The sequence below is a fragment of the Acaryochloris sp. IP29b_bin.137 genome, assembly GCF_028285745.1.
Taxonomy (GTDB): domain Bacteria; phylum Cyanobacteriota; class Cyanobacteriia; order Thermosynechococcales; family Thermosynechococcaceae; genus Acaryochloris.
This window is the reverse complement of record NZ_JANQOP010000164.1, coordinates 1-15,515: the sequence shown is the minus strand read 5'-3', so window position 1 is coordinate 15,515 and position 15,515 is coordinate 1. Positions and strand designations below refer to the sequence as shown.

The following is a 15,515-nucleotide window of genomic DNA, read 5'->3' as shown; positions in this document are numbered from 1 at the left end:
GCCAATAACCCCACGGAGCAGCAGACCCGTGAGTACTTTATGCGCTATCTACCCATTGACTTGGCCTTGGATGCCACGGCGATTCATCTTAAACGCTGTGAAAGCCGCAATCTAAATCCCTTGGATCATCTCCCGGATCCCAGCAAGCTAGAGGGTATCAATGCGGCGGCTATCGCTAACGTCCCATAGACACCCAATGGTTCTTTACTAATATGGACCTTAGAACAGGATTGAGTGAATCTGAAATAATGTGTTTAGCCTTGATTCTTCAGATCCGCTTAGTCTCAAGATGTATGAATGGTTAGGATCCTTTATCCGAAAGTTTTATCCTCAATGCCCAGTTGATGTAGCATTAGTCGATCCATTCCTAGAAACCAAGCAGGTGGATAGAGGAGACTACTTATTTCACGAGGGGGATATCTGTAACGCTGTTGGTATCACCAAAACAGGCTGCTTGAGAAGCTTCTTTCTTAAAGAGGGCAAAGAAATCACCTTATTCTTTCACCCTGAGCAACAGACACTAGGGGACTACGAGAGTATGCGACGCCATCAACCCGCTTGTTTGTCGTGCCAAGCCGTTGAAGATTCATCAGTGTTAATGATCAATAATCAAGCCCTAGAAGTGTTGGAAGCTTTGCCTAATGGACAGAAGCTCCTACGGCTAGTCGTAGAAGATTTGGCATTTGGGCTACGGGATCGTTTACTGACCCTTTATCGAGATTCAGCGGAACAACGTTACCTGAAGTTCATCAACACTGAACCTGCACTCTTGAGACGAATCCCACAGCACTATCTTGCCTCCTATCTCGGGATTGAACCCGAATCATTGAGTCGATTGAAGCGCAGAATTCAGACAAGGCGTTCTTAACCCAGATCAATGTCACGGGTCACCAGCAACTGTATGTTGTCCAAATAACGAATCCTGCTGAGAACAACAATGACCCTAGAACAGAACAAAGCCATAGCCTTGAAATTCTATGAGGTGTTTGACCAACAAGATATTGAGAAAGGGAGAGAATTGATATCTGCCGATATCATCGCGCGGGGTCTGGATGAACAACCCATTGAAGGTATCGACGCAGTGATGGCATATGGGGCCATGATGTTTACCGCATTTCCCGATGGATGCCATGTTTTAGATGAAGCAATTGCTGAAGGGGATAAAGTCTTCACCCGTGGAACCTTTAGCGGTACTCATCAAGGAGAGCTGATGGGGATTCCTGCATCTGGCCGATCCGTTCGCTTCACAGTCGTCCACATTGATCGGATTGCTGACGGGAAAGTGATAGAACATTGGGGACAAGGTGACACGCTGAGCATGATGAAGCAGCTCGGTATTGTCTTCTTCCCAGGTCCAAAGCTTATTCTCCCCATCCTTAAAAGTCTGGTGTCGCGATAATCGACCCAATTTAATCAGATATTTGGCGGATGGAATCAAGGGTTCAGCTATTCCACTCAAGGCAGAATTCAGCGCAATAGTATTTAGGTATGAGTTTTAGTATGGGTCAGACTCAAAGGTGATTTACCAATTGATAATGACCTTTTCTAGCAACACAATCCCCTCATTCAGTGGCTTTAAGGGGATGATTTCACGGAACCCGTATCCTCAAACAGCACTCTATGAGGATCCATCATGCCCAACTCAGACGATTACACCGCCGTCAAAAAGCATGAAGCCAGTGAATTAGCTAGAGAAATGAATCAGATCGTATTCGGTCTTCTAGCTAATGCTTTTCCTCCCCAGAAAGACAACAAGGGAAAGGATGGCAAAGGTAAGGACGATAAGGCTAAGGATAAGGACAACACCCGTTTCAGTCGCAAACCCAGAGAGCTAGGCCGCAAGCTCCATGAAATCAACAAACAGAACGGTAAACGACTGACCGATGGCCGCTATGTGTTCAAAGGCAAAAACTTCACCATCGAGAGCAAGAATGCTCGAAATGTCAGGCTCACTCGTAACGGTCAGGAAAAGCCAGCCCTAGAACTGAGAAAAGGATTTGTGCAAGCCAACGATATCACCCGGTCTGAGGCCGCTAGCATCCATCGCAACCATGAGAAGACCCTAGAACGTGAGGGCAGAGATGGGAGATAGTATATGGATACTAATGCCACCACGTCAGCCCAACAACCGACCTTCTTTGAATCGAAATGGTTTAGACAGAATGCCCCAGACTTTATCCTCCTCGGCTTTCTAGTCCTGGTTGCCATCATTGCCAAAAACTACCAGGGCAAAAAGAAGAAACTCGCCAAGGGAGGCGTGGGGGACCAAGCCATCTTGGACCGGGCTAGGAGACAAGGCATCAAAGAAGTCGCCACCACCTTGAACAAGTCCGTTCTCTGGCTAGGTGACCCAGAATCCAAAGACACCATCTGGTTCCGACGGGTATTGCCTGGAATCTTGGTCGAGGGTGGACCCGACAGCGGTAAAACCTTCACCTTCTTTAATCAGTTCATGCTCTCCGTCGTCTTCCAAGGTTGGGGCTGTGTGATGGTTGATTTCAAATACCCCAAACAGACGGCCAGGATAGCTGACTATGCCAAACGATGTGGCTATGAGGTCGGGGTTTTAGCTCCCACCTTCCCAGAGACGGGCACCCTTAACCCCGTTGACCTACTACGGTCCCCCATCGATACCATCCGAGCTGAGGAAATTATCAAGGTCGCCAAGCTCAATATGGTGCAATCCAAAGTCCAAAGTGAAGGGGATAAGTTCTGGGACGATGCCAGCACCCAGACCCTAGCGGCGGGACTGTGCCTGATCAAGACCTGGAAGTATGCCGATATCCTCACCTTGAGGGCCATGCTGTCTCTCGATGATCTACCCCAACGACTCAAGGACAACAGAGATAAGATTCCCCCCTCCATCTTTGCCATGTTTGGGCAAGTCATAGCCGCCCAGCGCAACGCTAGACAGTTTACGGCTCTCCTCTCCACCTGTCTCCAGCTCCTAGACAAGATGACGGCACTGGAGTTCTTACCCTCGATTATCGGCAAAACTACCGTCCCCCTTGATGTCGGCCCCAAACAAATGCTGATTATTGGCCTTAACCGGGCCTATAAAGAGGTGCTATCGCCTTCCATTGGTATGTTCGCCCATGCCATCATCGAGCATAATCTCACCCAACCGAGGGAAACACCCCTGGCCTTCTTTTGTGATGAGCTGCCCGCTTTGACCTTGCCGAAAATCAAGAACTGGCTGAGTGAAGGGAGAGAGGACGGGTTCTGTGGCATCTTGGGCTTTCAGTCCGTCCACCAGTTGATTGAGCGGTATGGCAAAGAAGGGGCAGAGATTATCTATACGGGTTCTCCGACCAAAGCCTTTATGAACCCCAACAACATCAACGTGGCTCATCAGATGGCGAAGTGGACGGGGGATGTTGAGGTGGATTACACCCTCAAATCCCGAGGGAGAAACAAAGGGGGCAGCTCCAGCAATGTCTCGGATCAGGTCAAGGTGAAACTGGCGTTAGAAGCCACGGAAATCAATCGGATGCCCCAAGGGACGGCTCTAATGGTGTCACCTGGCTTTGAGACAAAGACGGAGGCATTTATCCCTGTCAAGCGAAGGATCCGAGTCCCTGAGAAAAACCAGAAAATCATTCAGCTATCGGAGCAGCGGTGGGAAACCCATATGCAGCCTGAGCTGATCTCGGCGAGTCAATCCAAACCGTACGCTCAGGAAGACATCCGGTTACGAACGAAATATGCAGCCGAGATGTTACCCCTCAAAAAGAAAGAGGAGTCTGAAGACGATGAGTTATAGAAGATACGAGTACTTTGTAGTCACACGGTCCCGAATCCCTGGTATGGGAATCTACGCCCAAATCGTGACCTATACCCTGATGTTGGTCATTCCCATTATCGTCGTGACGTACTGTGGTGAAGGTATTCAAGCAGCCTTTGAGTACAAGTTAGGGATGAGGTCAAAGAAAAGCTGCATCAAGAAGACGGCGAAGTATGCACCACTGTTGAGTGATTGGTGTTTGAATACGTCGGAGGTACAGGCTAAGAGGGAGGCTGAAAGGCAAAGACGGATTAACAAGGAGCTTGAGGAAAAAGCTAAGCTCAAAGCACTAAAGGATGAGGCCATGCGTCGTTACTGGGGGCGATATCCGCACTTGCGGCGGCCTTAGTGGTATGAGCCGAGGGTATTAATACTGTTATTGATGAATCTTTTACTGTTATTGAGGACGGGTAAAGAGTTTCAGAAGGCTCACCCTTAAAAAAATATTAAAATGGGCTGCTAAGTCCGAAAAAATCTTTTTTTGAGTCAAAATACTTGGTTAATGATATGAAGGTATTACCTGATGTTAAAGCATGCCATTTTTAGTTGGTATCGTTTGTATCATCAGATCAAGTCAGTCTCGCGGGTATTCACTGATAAGATTTGTGCCTTTCGCCATAGACCGAGGCCAAAATTGGGTAAGCGCCTGCTGGTAACTCTATTTGCTTTGGGGTTAGCTTGGACCATTCTCATTGGAACTATCCTTCCAAGCAACGCACGTCAACCGAAGGATCGGCAGGAATTAGAGACTTGGATCAAGCAGCATGCAGCTCGTCATGCCAAGAAGGGGGAGGCTCAAACTGATCGGATTCTTAATACCTACCGGAATAATCCAGTGGGGTTGACCCCGATTGAGATTGAGGAGATTTATGAAACAGAATATGACCGTCTAAAGCCCTCTAAAAGCCTTCTAGAGAAAGCCTTTAACAAGTTTCCGAAAGAGTGGGCGATGTTGATTAGCCTCATAGTAGGCGTTTTAGGGACGACTTTTAAGGATCAGATCAAAAAAAGATTTACAAAGGTTTGGGAGTGGTTATTCCAACGACTAGCAGGTAATCCTCTCTTGCACAACCTTGCCCTGAGAAGATACCAGCGGACTGTAATTGATAAGTATAGCCAGGTTTTCATCCCTTTTAGACCATACAGTCCTTTGCCTATGGACCAGATCTATGTGGCCCTCAAAGTGTCTAAGGACAGCATTAAACAGCCTAATCAAGGTGTCAAAGCAGGCTTGGATGCAGCGCAAGCAGTCAGGGACTATTCGCGCTTGATGGTGACTGGTGCACCGGGTTCTGGGAAAACTATGCTTTTGCGGTATCTATTCTTTTCCTATGCCCAAGGACAGCTTTTGTTGCCAGGGCGACCAGTATTAGTGTTGTTGGAATTGAATCGACTCAAAAAAGCTGATCTGACGCAAGAAGATTTAATTCTGGAACTTGTGCAGGTTTTTAATCTGCATGGTTGGCCTAAAGCAAATAGCTTTGTGCGTCAGCAACTCAATCAAGGAAAATTGATGCTGCTTCTGGATGGTTTAGACGAAGTAAGTAGCAATGCGCGACCTCAGGTTGTGGCATGCATCAAGGATTTACTGGAGACCTATCGAGACTGTCGAGCGGTCATATCGTGCCGCACTATGGTCTATAGTGGTCAATTTGATCCACCGATAACTGATAAACGGTTGGACGTTATCGAGTTTAGTGATCAGCAAATTCGCCGTTTTCTGGGGGCATGGGAGGAGAAAATGCCCCCCGAGGGATCGCTGAAGGAACTGCTGCAAACCTTAAGTGATCGGCCTCGGATCATGGCTTTGGCACGTAATCCACTGCTACTTACTATCATTGCCTTTCTTTATTCAGAAGGAATTGAGTTGCCCTATTCCCGAGCTAGATTTTACGAGGAGTCAACTCGCTTTCTTCTAGGGCAGTGGCAAAAAGAGCATAACAAGTATGAGGCTACTGAAAAACATGCCGTCTTGAAGCACCTAGCCCTTTTTAATCAAAAGCGAAGTGGGTCAGCTCAGAATAATCTTCGCAGTATAAAGTACAGTGAATTGCTTGAACAACTCGGATCAGTGCTACCAAATCTCAATCGCAACTCTGAACAAGACACTCAACCGATTTCGCGTGAAATTGTCGAGCGCAGTGGCCTTTTACTCCGTTTAGATGGTGGGGAAAACTATCAGTTTGCCCATCTGACGCTACAAGAATATTTTGCTGCAGAAGCCTTAAAGGAAAAAGAGGCTGAACTTATCCAACGATTTTGGGCAGAGCCAGGGACTTGGCGGGAAGTGGTCAAGCTTTGGTGTGGTTTATCCAGTGATAGTACCAACCTCATTACTTCAATTTATCAACAAGACGCGATTACAGGGTTTGAGTGCCTTGCTGATGCCCTAAGCGTGCAAGAAGCAGAAGCAGAGAGAATTATTGGCCAATTTAAGAGCCAACTGACCCAAGCTGGGGGAGAAGACACGATTGCCCAGGCATTTGGTACTGTAGCGTCAAACTCTCGAACTCGAGGAGATGCCGTATTTCAATTTTTAGCCGACACTTTAGCATGTGAACAAAACAATTTGGAGAGACGTCAGGGTGCTGCTAATGCCCTGTCCTGGACAAATCTATCCAAAGCAGTTCCTGAGTTGTCCCAGCAGTACAAGACTGATGCCTTGAATCTGAGAGAACCGTTGGTCCGTATGGGAAATTTGGCAGTCCCAGCATTAGCCCACTGGATCAAAGACGATGATGTTTGGAAAGAGGCTATGTCAGACCTCGCCGAAATCGCTACTCCAGAAGCAGCTATGGCATTAGTACATTGGCTATGGAATGAAGATAGTTGCAAAGCGACTCGGGCTGCGTGGTATTTGGGGATGCTGATCGCTGACACGCCCATTGAGAAAGCTCTTGAAAAATACACCCTAAATGAAAGCCAACGTCAAGCCCTTAGGGTGGACTGGATATGGAGTCCTTTCCCAACCACTTCTGAATCGACCTTACCTATCGTCGCGGGTCGGATAGCTTACCAGATAGGGTATGGAGACTTGGTGCAAATTCCGAGACCAGTGCCATTACTAGATCCTCGTCTAGCTATTCCGCTCTGTACGATTGAGATTTTGGATAGGAATCAGATACCAAACTCTTTAACCGATCGAGCTGAGTTTTTGCTTGAACAGCCTGAAATGACCCATGACCTGGTTAAAGCTACTCGCAAGGAGGTGGAGGCTCTGCTACTAAAGGCAAGAGTAGAAATATCTCCAAACCGGAAATCTGAGCACACTTTAACCTCTCTTACGAGCTGGAACTATACCTTATCGAGTTTGAATCCCAGACAGCAGTTGGATCTCCTCGTGCGTCTCATCAACACTAATCGTGAACTTGCACCAAATGACTGGCGTTCTCTGTATCAATATCTAGAGTATGACTTTAAGAAAGGATGGCATTACTATCTTACCCTTATTACCGCCTTTTTAATGTCTTTGTTCGCGCTTTGGGGAGTCGTAATTGCCTTACAGACTAATCCAGATTCATTGTTGGTGGGGTGGTTTGTCCTAATTATATTTACTTTTTGGGTATTTCTATTGCTGGGTATTGAAGGTCGTCTAGAACCGAATGTATTTATGCGAGTTGGGCTCCAAGGGCCTATGACTTTCTGGAATGAGTTCCAACTCTTCTGGCAAGATGGCTTAATTTTGGGGGGCGGGGAAACTTTATATAGGTCTGTGGCTGTGAGTGTGGCTGTGAGTATGGCTGTGAGTGTGGCTTTGCTTGGGGCTTTGGCTTTGGGTATGGTTGGAGCTGATAAAAGGACTGTGGCTAAGGCTTTGTTTGGGGTTATGACTGTGGTTGGGGCTTTGGCTTTGGGTGTGTCTGGGGCTGAGAAAATGACTGTGGCTAGGGCTTTGTTTGGGGTTATGACTGTGGTTGGGGCTTTGGCTTTGGGTGTGGCTTTGGCTAGGGTTGGGATTGTGGGTGTGGCTTTGGCTTGGCTTAGTGGCTATGGCATAGAATTATTGAGCAGGAATGATCCTCCAAGACAAAGTTGGCTAAGGTTTACAGCCATTTTTGCCTTCCCTTTCTTCTGTTGGTTACCCATCACCACATGGTTCGCCACTGTAACTATGATGAGTGTACTGTCCGAGAATAGTCATTCTTTGTTCATGGTTATTCTGATTGAATTGGTTATTTTAGGATTATGTACGATTCTTTGGAAATGGGGGCAATATCGCGATCGCCAAGCACGTAATCCTCTTTACGGCATCTTAGGAGATAAACCAGCTAGTTGATAGCTACCTGTCAATCTACTTGACTAGCAGCTACTATATCTACGGTACATGAGCAAGATTCAGACAAAGGGCACCTCTAAGAAAAGATTCTCCTAACGAATACATTCCCGAACACCATCCCTCACCGCTCCAACCCAAAATCCAGATCATTCCTCGTCCCATCGTCCCTCACGATGGGATTGTCATAGACGCTATACCCCCGCTCCATCCGCTCCTTGTTATGGTCCCGATATTTCTGCGTCAGATACGGAGAGTTCATCCCAAAATCATCCACCGTGCGCCACTTCAGATCCGTTAGCGTCCTCCCCTTAGCGAAGTGGTCATCCAGGCCCACCTTCTCCTTGAGCTTGCCGGGAATCGTCCCGATCACCACATCCGCGCCATAGTAATCCAACATTGCCCCCAGCTTATACAGCTCCCTTGCCCCATCCCGAAGCGTCTTCAGCTTATGACTTGGATCCTTGTCCAACACGAGGTAGACCTTGCGACCCTTCCAGTCGAACCCCTTCAAGTCCTCCCTCAAGTCCCCATTCTTTAACCCCCCATTCATCCCAGACAGAGCAATCGTATTCAGCCCCCGAGATGATGCACTCGCCGCTTTCTTCTTCCCCTCCGTAATCCCCACGGGAATATTGACGTTGCGCCGAATCTCATCCCAGTTGATCCCCGGACCTTCCGGGAGCATCACCCCTAATGGCACACCTGGGGGATTTTCATACTTAATCGTCTTGCCCTTCTCATCCTTCCTGGGAGTTTCAGGCTTGAGTTGCCCATATTCTCCACTGCCTGGACACCATAAGCCGCCATCCTCCAGATGCTTGTAGTTTTCCAGTAAGCTTTCGACGGATTTGGTGACGTACTGCTGGGCATGGCCCCCCAGAGACTCCAGTTTTTTACCCAAGACCAATTCAATGGCATCTTCACCTGGAACTGTCTCAAAGGATGCACTGGCGATTGCAGGTTCGATGCTGCTCTCAACCACTAATTCATTCCAGTGTTTATCACTGAGATGTTTCGGTTGGAGTAACTTCATCAAGTCAGCTTCACTGTACTGACTGATATCGACCTTTCCATGAGTTTTATCCCAGACCTCATGCATTCTTCTTACTTGAGCTTTAATGCGATGGGAGATTTGCAGACACTTCAGTTCAAGCCTGACCCGTGCAGGTAGGGGTATCTCCTTGGGTGTACGAACTAAGCCAGGGACTCTATCAAAGGCTATGCCTTCACGTGATGCAATCTCTCTCCATTTCTCATGCACCCGCTCATGCTCAAATGGCACCTTGGGGTTTCGCGTCTTCAGTGCTGCGAATCTACCTTTTTTGTAGCTCACACCATTGGCACTTTTACCCATTTCTTGTTCCATTGCCTTCGTCCGTTCGGAGTAGGCTAGTTCCTGTTCTCTAGTGATGCCCTCAATGGTGAAGAGGAGTCCATCCCGTTCATAGTTGATTCGGTAGCCGAACTCTTTGAGTCGTTCCCCTAATCCGTTGATATAGTGCCGACGCAATCGCTTTTTATCCGTTCTGAAGAACTTCCAGTTCTCCAAACTTCTCCATTTGCCATCCTTGCACTTTGTTGAGTTGAAAATGAGACTATGACTGTGAATCTGAGGCATCGGTATGCCCTGATCGTTCGGTCGAGTGGTGCGATGGTCGAACTTGGCGATAATCAGTTTGCCAGTGACTTCATTCCGACGAGTGCCCCCCGTTCGTACCTTGGCAATTGAGCAGGTTTCTTCTATCTCCTTCAATGTGTCTAATACTGCATGTTCATGAGCTTCAATCACTCGTTTGTCATTACCGACTAATGCGATGATTGATGCAGATTTTGGTGGGCTGAAAGTTGCGTCTGTACCTGCACGATGGGCATTGCGATAGCTGCCTTGTCTCCATTGAGAGCGTTTGGCCTTTAGCCTCATACCATTGGGTGCTTTCCCATGCGCCACTGCCTCTAGCTCTTGTCGCTTGACTTCTCCTTTCAATCCAATTTCTTTTGCACCCTGACCAAGCCAATGACCCGGAGCTTCTTGTCCGTCCTCACGAGTGTGGTAATGTCCCAATCCTCGGCCTGAAACTTTTGAGTTGGAAATCATGGTGGTTACCCAGATTGCTAGTTGCTCAGTTACTTCATTGCTAGTTGTTCTGTAAGTCGTTTTGCTATCCGTTTTCTATCCACTTCGTAATTCGCCTTGTTGTTGGTTCGTATATCGTTTTGACGATTACTTTTTTATTGGGTTGAAAATGCCCTTGTTGTCGTTCTGACGATTACTTTGTTGATGGATTGAAAATTGCATTGGTATCCACAGGCATAAGTATCATGCAGTTTATGCCTCAGCAAATCCCCACTCTTCCCACTCCCGCCACACACTGAAACCATCCCCCGCCACATTCCCGTCCCATCTCAGCACCAAGCACTCATAAATCCCTCTCCGCATTCTCTCCGCATTCCCGTTGCATCACCCCTCCACTTGAGCATACGGAACTCCCGAGCATGCCCCCCGAACAACCAAGGACATCATCCCAGACATATCCGTGGACTCCTGTTCGGCACTCCCAGGAATGACTCCAGACACGAGCACGGTCACTACCCCGACACCAACCCAGACACATCCGTAGACTCTCATAGCGATATAAATCACGGAGGAGTCATGTCTAAGCAAAAGTTAAAACGCAGCATCTTGGCTGACGTCAAAGAAGCCTTACAGAATGTCCCACCACCGAATGAACCGGAGGACATTAGCCGCAGAATAGCCGTCGAAGAAATGTATGAAGACATCGCATCACTCCTGAATGACGGCCACACCTTTGGCTCAATCGCCCAAGTCCTAAACAAAAATGGCATCGACATCAAAGGTCACACTTTGAGCAATTACTTCAGGGACATTACCAAGGCACGTAAGAGGTCTGAGAAAAGGGCAAAGCTTGAGGCCAAAAAACAGGGTGATAACGGCCACCAAACCGTAAACTCAAACGGGCCAATCCAGGCCATACCCTCAGTCCAACAAATTAATGCGGAGATAATTGACGATGACGACGAAATCCAATAGTGATGCCATCACCCGAGCACAACTCTTAGAACAATTTTTCCACGGCATCGACAATGCAGACGAGGAGTTAGGCAACACTCTCAAGGCAATGGGTTTAAAACCGAATGGCACAAAGTTCAAGCCCCAGACCGCATACTGCATCGGCACTGTCCGTAGCTGGGTCGATAGTGGCGAAATCACAGACTACGATGCATTGAACCAGGCTTGGGAGGAGCGCAAAGAAAGCGTGAATGCTGCCTTTGAACAAGACAGCTCTGCATTAACTTCCGTGCAATCGAGCGATATGGTTGCAGGTAACCATACAGACAACCACACGGGTAACCATACAGGCAACAATCCAGCGCACAACCTAGCTACCCCCGCCCAACGGTCCTATGCAGCGGGCTTGCAAATTGCTCAAGGGATGGAAGGCAGGATTCAGCATAACCAGGAACTCGCAGCCAAGGTCGTGGATGGGGCATTCTACCGGGGGCTAAACGATGGCCTGGGGAAGTTGGGAAACGACTATCAGCCCGAACCCCTCGTCACGGATCAGCAGGTAGACGACATCCTCAATCAGGTCGTGGAGAACGCACGACGCTCACACGAACAGAACGGCTCAAGGTCAAGCTGAACCGGGACCGATGGCAGGACATGACTCTGATGCTCATATGCCTTGCTGTCGGTTTAATTGCAGGCTATTTCATTGGCAGGAACACAGGCACTGGAATAGTCTGTGACCAGGCTGGGTCCTTGTGTGAATTGGGGAGGGTTGACGGCAAAGTTTTTGTTCCAAAACAGATGAAGTGATGAAGCCATGATATTCGCTAACAACTCTTCAAACAGAGAGGATTCAGTAGTATTAGGCTACCCAAAAATCTGACTGACAGAGGTTTTTACGGCTTCTTTACATTGGATTGGCAAGCTGTAATCAGAGGTAAGCTATCGCTTTAACAAGTGACAGTCTTTCGCCCCGGATAGACACTCCTCTCCGGGGTTTACTGACTAGGCGCGTTCCACCTCTTCGGGGCATCCCTATCCCTCAGTAGTTTTCCAACTTGCTACTGGGGGATACGTTGACCCAACGAGAGCTAAAACAGCAGATTATCTAGCGACTGGAGTGGGGGCTTGAGGTGTCGCAACAATCATGGACTGATATTGGCAAAGCCTATGCAGTCGCCAGGGCTAACGCCCTTCTAAGTCACGAAATTTTCGTTAAGATTCACGAGATATTCCAGGCGTCGGAAACCTCATCGAAGATAGCCCCCTACGAAGCCTGTCTGAACATCGACCAGGTTCAAATACTGATTAGTCATGGTGAATTTGATGATGATGTTCCTGAAAGTGAATCCCAAAATTATGCGAGGGGAATCATTGATGGGATTGTGGAGGTTTGGGATACAAATGTTGACTAAGCGGAATCATAAATGACTATTCTAGAACGCCATTCCAGCCATCAAATAGAAGTTCCAGACTGAGGGGGTGAGAACATCCGCTGCTTGATGGCCTCCCACTGTTGCGCTGAAAGTCCACTGGCTTGTTTGCTGCAATCAATCATGAGCTGGCAAGTGGAGAGGTAGTTGGTGAACACTTGAACATCATCTTTGGATAGATCAAAGAATTCTGGAGAGATATCCAGGGACGAGCAGATTATCGAGGTGAGTTTTTCGGCTGAACTATTTGATGCTTCTAATGAGTTTTCTAGATATGAGATGAGGGGTTGAAAATCAACATCTGTAATGAGTTGCTTGTCTAGGGCAAACTTAGTGCTGACGCAGGCGCGGTCGCGGGCAAGGTCACGGGCGCTGACGCTGTCGCGGGCAAGGGCGCTGTCGCGGGCGCTGGCGCGAGCGAGGGGGCTGGCAAGGTCGCGGTCGCGGGCAAGGTCGCGAGCAAGGTCACGGGCAAGGTCGCGGGTGAGGTCGCGGTCGCGGGCAAGGGCAATGGCTCTGTCAAGATCGAGGGCGTGGGCGATGGCGATGGCAAGGTCAAAAATTAGTATTAGGGTAAATACTCGTTTAATTTCACCAGAATAGTCACTGGCTGCAGAAGATGTCTTAACCTTGACCCAAGCTAGCAATCTCTTTACGTTGGGATGTTCAGATAACTCTTGAGTTTGTCCTTCCAGTTTTTCCAAGAGGCTGATCGCAGCCCGCCCCTTCAAACCTGTAATAAGGAAAAATACTTCCCTCCAACGCTCATCGTTAGCATGATTTTTTACTAATTTACCTGTCAAATCCCATTCCCTGATGTACTCGGCGCAAAGATACTCTTGAAGCGTTAAGTGAGAAAAGGAATAGATATCGGTGGCCCGCTCGATAAAAATCCCTTGCTGAACTGCGATCGCATCAATGACTTTATTAGCATCCAAATGTTTTGGAGCATTGAGGTTATCAGTCAAAAAGGCAGTAATTTGCTCAGCTAATTCATCTTTTTCAAAAAATAGCTTGTCTTCCTCAAACCCAACATAAGCAATTGATGCCAACATATCTTTTTCTAATTCTACGCTGAGGTCTTGATAGATTTCCCAGTTTTCCTCCAGCAATTTTGACTTGGCCCATTCTTCCAATAAGATGTCTAGAGCCTTGGCATAGAGTTTGGCCCGATTGTCGATAATTGTCTTTTTTTGGCGAAAGACCAAACAGACGAACGTCAGCAGCAATGGAGTTTGTGATAGTTCCTTTGTACCAATGCTTTCAGATGTTTTGAGCTGCTCCCAAATCGTGTTTGCATATTCTGCCTTTTTCTCTGGGGTCAACTGAGGATTCGGATCGGCCTGAAACCAGTTTTTGATGAAATCAAAAATCTGATCATCGTCGAATTCTGCAATGGCAACAGTTTTAAATCCCGTGAAGTAGGTGTGATAAGCAGCGATGCGACAGGAAGTGATAAATCGATTTTCAGAGTATCGGTCTGAAAAATCCTTAATGGCCTGAACAACTTGATTGAAATTGTCGCTGGGCACCTCATCAAGGCCATCCAAAAGGATAAGCAAGTCTCCTGATTTGAGAGCGTGTTCAGTAAATTTTTCAGGATTTGGAAATCCGCAGGTCTCAAACTCTTCTACAATAGATTTTTCGATATTTAAGTTTGGGTCTCGAAATCGCTTTAGCTCTAAAAATACGGGAATTTTCTCATGCCCGTAACTCCCCACTTTTCTAAGAAGAGCTTCCAATCCCACCTTACGCAAGTAGGTTGTTTTCCCAATTCCCGGACCTCCCAATACACAAAGATATTGTTCTGTGTTCGCAACCGCTATACCCTTCTGTTTAGCCAATGCTTTCTTCCCAAAACCTCTTTGATTGGCCTCTCGATATAACTGCTCTAGCCCTTCAACACTTTCTAAACTTTTGATAGTTTCAGCATCTAACATCCTGACATTGGTGTAGATATCATCTAAGGATATGGCCTGGGACATTCCTAATATTTGGATCTGACTGTGGCGCTTCAGATAATTTTTTACGTAGCTTTCAGACCAGTTGTATATCTGTTGTTTTGTGGTTTTAAGAGGATCTTCCGCTAGGAATTCACCAAAGACTTTGACACCAATCCCTACAATTCCAGTTACAGCAGTTTCTAGTGCCTTTACTTCAAGTGCCACTGTCCCTTGATACCCCGAGAATATTGACCTTAACTTTGATTATCAATTGAATTCAGTTGTCCCCATTGATTCCTTGGCTTTAATTCAGGAATACACACAAAAAAGAACCCCCTCCAACCCAATGAAGGATCGGAGGGGAGATTTCGGTAAAGATTACGCAGCCTGCTCTTGCCTGGACTGGAGGTACTGGTCGATGTTGTACCGAGCCGTACTCCAGGCTTTCGCCGTGTGCCATTCAAAGGCACCCCCAATATCTGAGGCATAGCTGGGGTACAAACTGATGAGGTATTGCTCAACCCCTTCAGTATCCTTGTACTGAACACCCGCCAAACCGCAGACCTCATCCACGAGAGCACCGACTTCATCCTGTTTTCCCTTCAGAGTCTCGCCAGTTGTGAGAATCCCAGCGATATTCTTCAGGTTGCAGACTAAAGCCGTCTCATAGGCTGCGGCGACCCCCACGGCATCCCCCATTGCAGCTTGCTTCAGCAGTCCGTAGACCGCCTTCTGCATCCGAGTTAAGCCCTTGGCCTTCTTCTCGGGTTTGGCTGCTTTCTTCGCCATCTGCGTATTATCCAGGTCTAGGATTTCAGCGAGTCGGATGCAATGCTCCGTCTCCCGGAGGTTCACTGAGCCATCCTTTAATTGCTGGGCGAATTGGCACAGCTCAGAAGTGGTATCTGCATCCTCACCGTCCCGCTTCCGAACGTTCTCGGGCAGGTAGGTGATGATGAGATGCTTCCGTAGCTTGGCATCTTCCGCCAGTCCTAGGGCCTGACGAGCCGCGATGGTGAGGGCGTTGCGTGTGCAGGCTTCGAAGTTTTTG

General features: G+C 47.7%; 13 protein-coding genes and 1 pseudogene. 10 read left to right on the top strand and 4 right to left on the bottom strand.

What is annotated here, in order from left to right; all coding sequences use genetic code 11:
- The 7 genes and pseudogenes from Q0991_RS12280 to Q0991_RS12250 all read left to right on the top strand — a co-directional run.
- Nucleotides 1-189 (top strand): annotated as a pseudogene (locus Q0991_RS12280) (hypothetical protein); the annotation flags it as partial.
- Nucleotides 190-289: 100 nt separating this feature from the next.
- Nucleotides 290-868 carry a Crp/Fnr family transcriptional regulator gene (locus Q0991_RS12275; protein ID WP_299488912.1) on the top strand — a complete coding sequence of 193 codons (579 nt, stop codon included), beginning with the start codon at nucleotides 290-292 and terminating at the stop codon, nucleotides 866-868.
- Nucleotides 869-937: 69 nt separating this feature from the next.
- On the top strand, nucleotides 938-1,399 hold the full coding sequence (locus Q0991_RS12270) for an ester cyclase (RefSeq protein WP_299488909.1): 462 nt from the start codon (nucleotides 938-940) through the stop codon (nucleotides 1,397-1,399).
- A gap of 234 nt (nucleotides 1,400-1,633) precedes the next feature.
- Nucleotides 1,634-2,092, top strand: a complete 459-nt coding sequence (locus tag Q0991_RS12265) for a hypothetical protein (RefSeq protein ID WP_299488906.1) — start codon at nucleotides 1,634-1,636, stop codon at nucleotides 2,090-2,092.
- A gap of 3 nt (nucleotides 2,093-2,095) precedes the next feature.
- On the top strand, nucleotides 2,096-3,763 hold the full coding sequence (locus tag Q0991_RS12260; RefSeq protein WP_299488903.1) for a TraM recognition domain-containing protein: 1,668 nt from the start codon (nucleotides 2,096-2,098) through the stop codon (nucleotides 3,761-3,763).
- The gene (locus Q0991_RS12255; protein WP_299488900.1) at nucleotides 3,753-4,133 is read left to right on the top strand and encodes a hypothetical protein; all 381 of its coding nucleotides are present in this window, start codon (nucleotides 3,753-3,755) and stop codon (nucleotides 4,131-4,133) included. Before Q0991_RS12260 ends, Q0991_RS12255 begins: the two co-directional genes overlap by 11 nt.
- A gap of 285 nt (nucleotides 4,134-4,418) precedes the next feature.
- Nucleotides 4,419-8,060: an NACHT domain-containing protein gene (locus tag Q0991_RS12250; protein WP_299488897.1), complete on the top strand. Its 3,642-nt coding sequence runs from the start codon at nucleotides 4,419-4,421 to the stop codon at nucleotides 8,058-8,060.
- Nucleotides 8,061-8,181: 121 nt separating this feature from the next.
- Here the strand turns inward: Q0991_RS12250 and mobF are convergent, their stop codons facing one another.
- Together mobF and Q0991_RS12240 are read right to left on the bottom strand one after the other, a co-directional pair.
- Nucleotides 8,182-10,155: a MobF family relaxase gene (gene mobF, locus Q0991_RS12245; RefSeq protein ID WP_299488894.1), complete on the bottom strand. Its 1,974-nt coding sequence runs from the start codon at nucleotides 10,153-10,155 to the stop codon at nucleotides 8,182-8,184.
- Nucleotides 10,156-10,518: 363 nt separating this feature from the next.
- Nucleotides 10,519-10,686, bottom strand: coding sequence for a hypothetical protein (locus Q0991_RS12240; RefSeq protein ID WP_299488891.1), 168 nt, complete (start codon nucleotides 10,684-10,686; stop codon nucleotides 10,519-10,521).
- A gap of 24 nt (nucleotides 10,687-10,710) precedes the next feature.
- Here Q0991_RS12240 and Q0991_RS12235 point away from each other — a divergent pair, with 24 nt between their 5' ends.
- The 3 genes from Q0991_RS12235 (at nucleotide 10,711) to Q0991_RS12225 (ending at nucleotide 12,503) form a co-directional block, all read left to right on the top strand.
- A complete protein-coding gene (locus Q0991_RS12235; RefSeq protein WP_299488889.1) occupies nucleotides 10,711-11,109 on the top strand; it encodes a hypothetical protein in 399 nt (132 codons plus the stop codon).
- A complete protein-coding gene (locus Q0991_RS12230) occupies nucleotides 11,090-11,722 on the top strand; it encodes a hypothetical protein (RefSeq protein ID WP_299488887.1) in 633 nt (210 codons plus the stop codon). Before Q0991_RS12235 ends, Q0991_RS12230 begins: the two co-directional genes overlap by 20 nt.
- A 499-nt stretch (nucleotides 11,723-12,221) precedes the next feature.
- Complete coding sequence (locus tag Q0991_RS12225) at nucleotides 12,222-12,503, top strand: hypothetical protein (RefSeq protein ID WP_299488885.1); 282 nt, start codon at nucleotides 12,222-12,224, stop codon at nucleotides 12,501-12,503.
- A 41-nt stretch (nucleotides 12,504-12,544) separates the two neighbouring features.
- Here the strand turns inward: Q0991_RS12225 and Q0991_RS12220 are convergent, their stop codons facing one another.
- Both Q0991_RS12220 and Q0991_RS12215 read right to left on the bottom strand, forming a co-directional pair.
- Nucleotides 12,545-14,689, bottom strand: coding sequence for an NACHT domain-containing protein (locus Q0991_RS12220; RefSeq protein WP_299488884.1), 2,145 nt, complete (start codon nucleotides 14,687-14,689; stop codon nucleotides 12,545-12,547).
- Nucleotides 14,690-14,842: 153 nt separating this feature from the next.
- A partial coding sequence (locus Q0991_RS12215) for a hypothetical protein (protein WP_299488883.1) occupies nucleotides 14,843-15,515 on the bottom strand: 673 nt, incomplete at its 5' end.

What these genes read in the sequence shown, in the direction of transcription:
- Q0991_RS12265 (WP_299488906.1), top strand. Translation starts at nt 1,634, where the DNA reads ATGCCCAACTCAGACGATTACACCGCCGTCAAAAAGCATGAAGCCAGT.
- Q0991_RS12270 (WP_299488909.1), top strand. Translation starts at nt 938, where the DNA reads ATGACCCTAGAACAGAACAAAGCCATAGCCTTGAAATTCTATGAGGTG.
- Q0991_RS12240 (WP_299488891.1), bottom strand. Translation starts at nt 10,686, where the DNA reads ATGAGAGTCTACGGATGTGTCTGGGTTGGTGTCGGGGTAGTGACCGTG.
- mobF (WP_299488894.1), bottom strand. Translation starts at nt 10,155, where the DNA reads ATGATTTCCAACTCAAAAGTTTCAGGCCGAGGATTGGGACATTACCAC.
- Q0991_RS12275 (WP_299488912.1), top strand. Translation starts at nt 290, where the DNA reads ATGTATGAATGGTTAGGATCCTTTATCCGAAAGTTTTATCCTCAATGC.
- Q0991_RS12260 (WP_299488903.1), top strand. Translation starts at nt 2,096, where the DNA reads ATGGATACTAATGCCACCACGTCAGCCCAACAACCGACCTTCTTTGAA.
- Q0991_RS12255 (WP_299488900.1), top strand. Translation starts at nt 3,753, where the DNA reads ATGAGTTATAGAAGATACGAGTACTTTGTAGTCACACGGTCCCGAATC.
- Q0991_RS12230 (WP_299488887.1), top strand. Translation starts at nt 11,090, where the DNA reads ATGACGACGAAATCCAATAGTGATGCCATCACCCGAGCACAACTCTTA.
- Q0991_RS12235 (WP_299488889.1), top strand. Translation starts at nt 10,711, where the DNA reads ATGTCTAAGCAAAAGTTAAAACGCAGCATCTTGGCTGACGTCAAAGAA.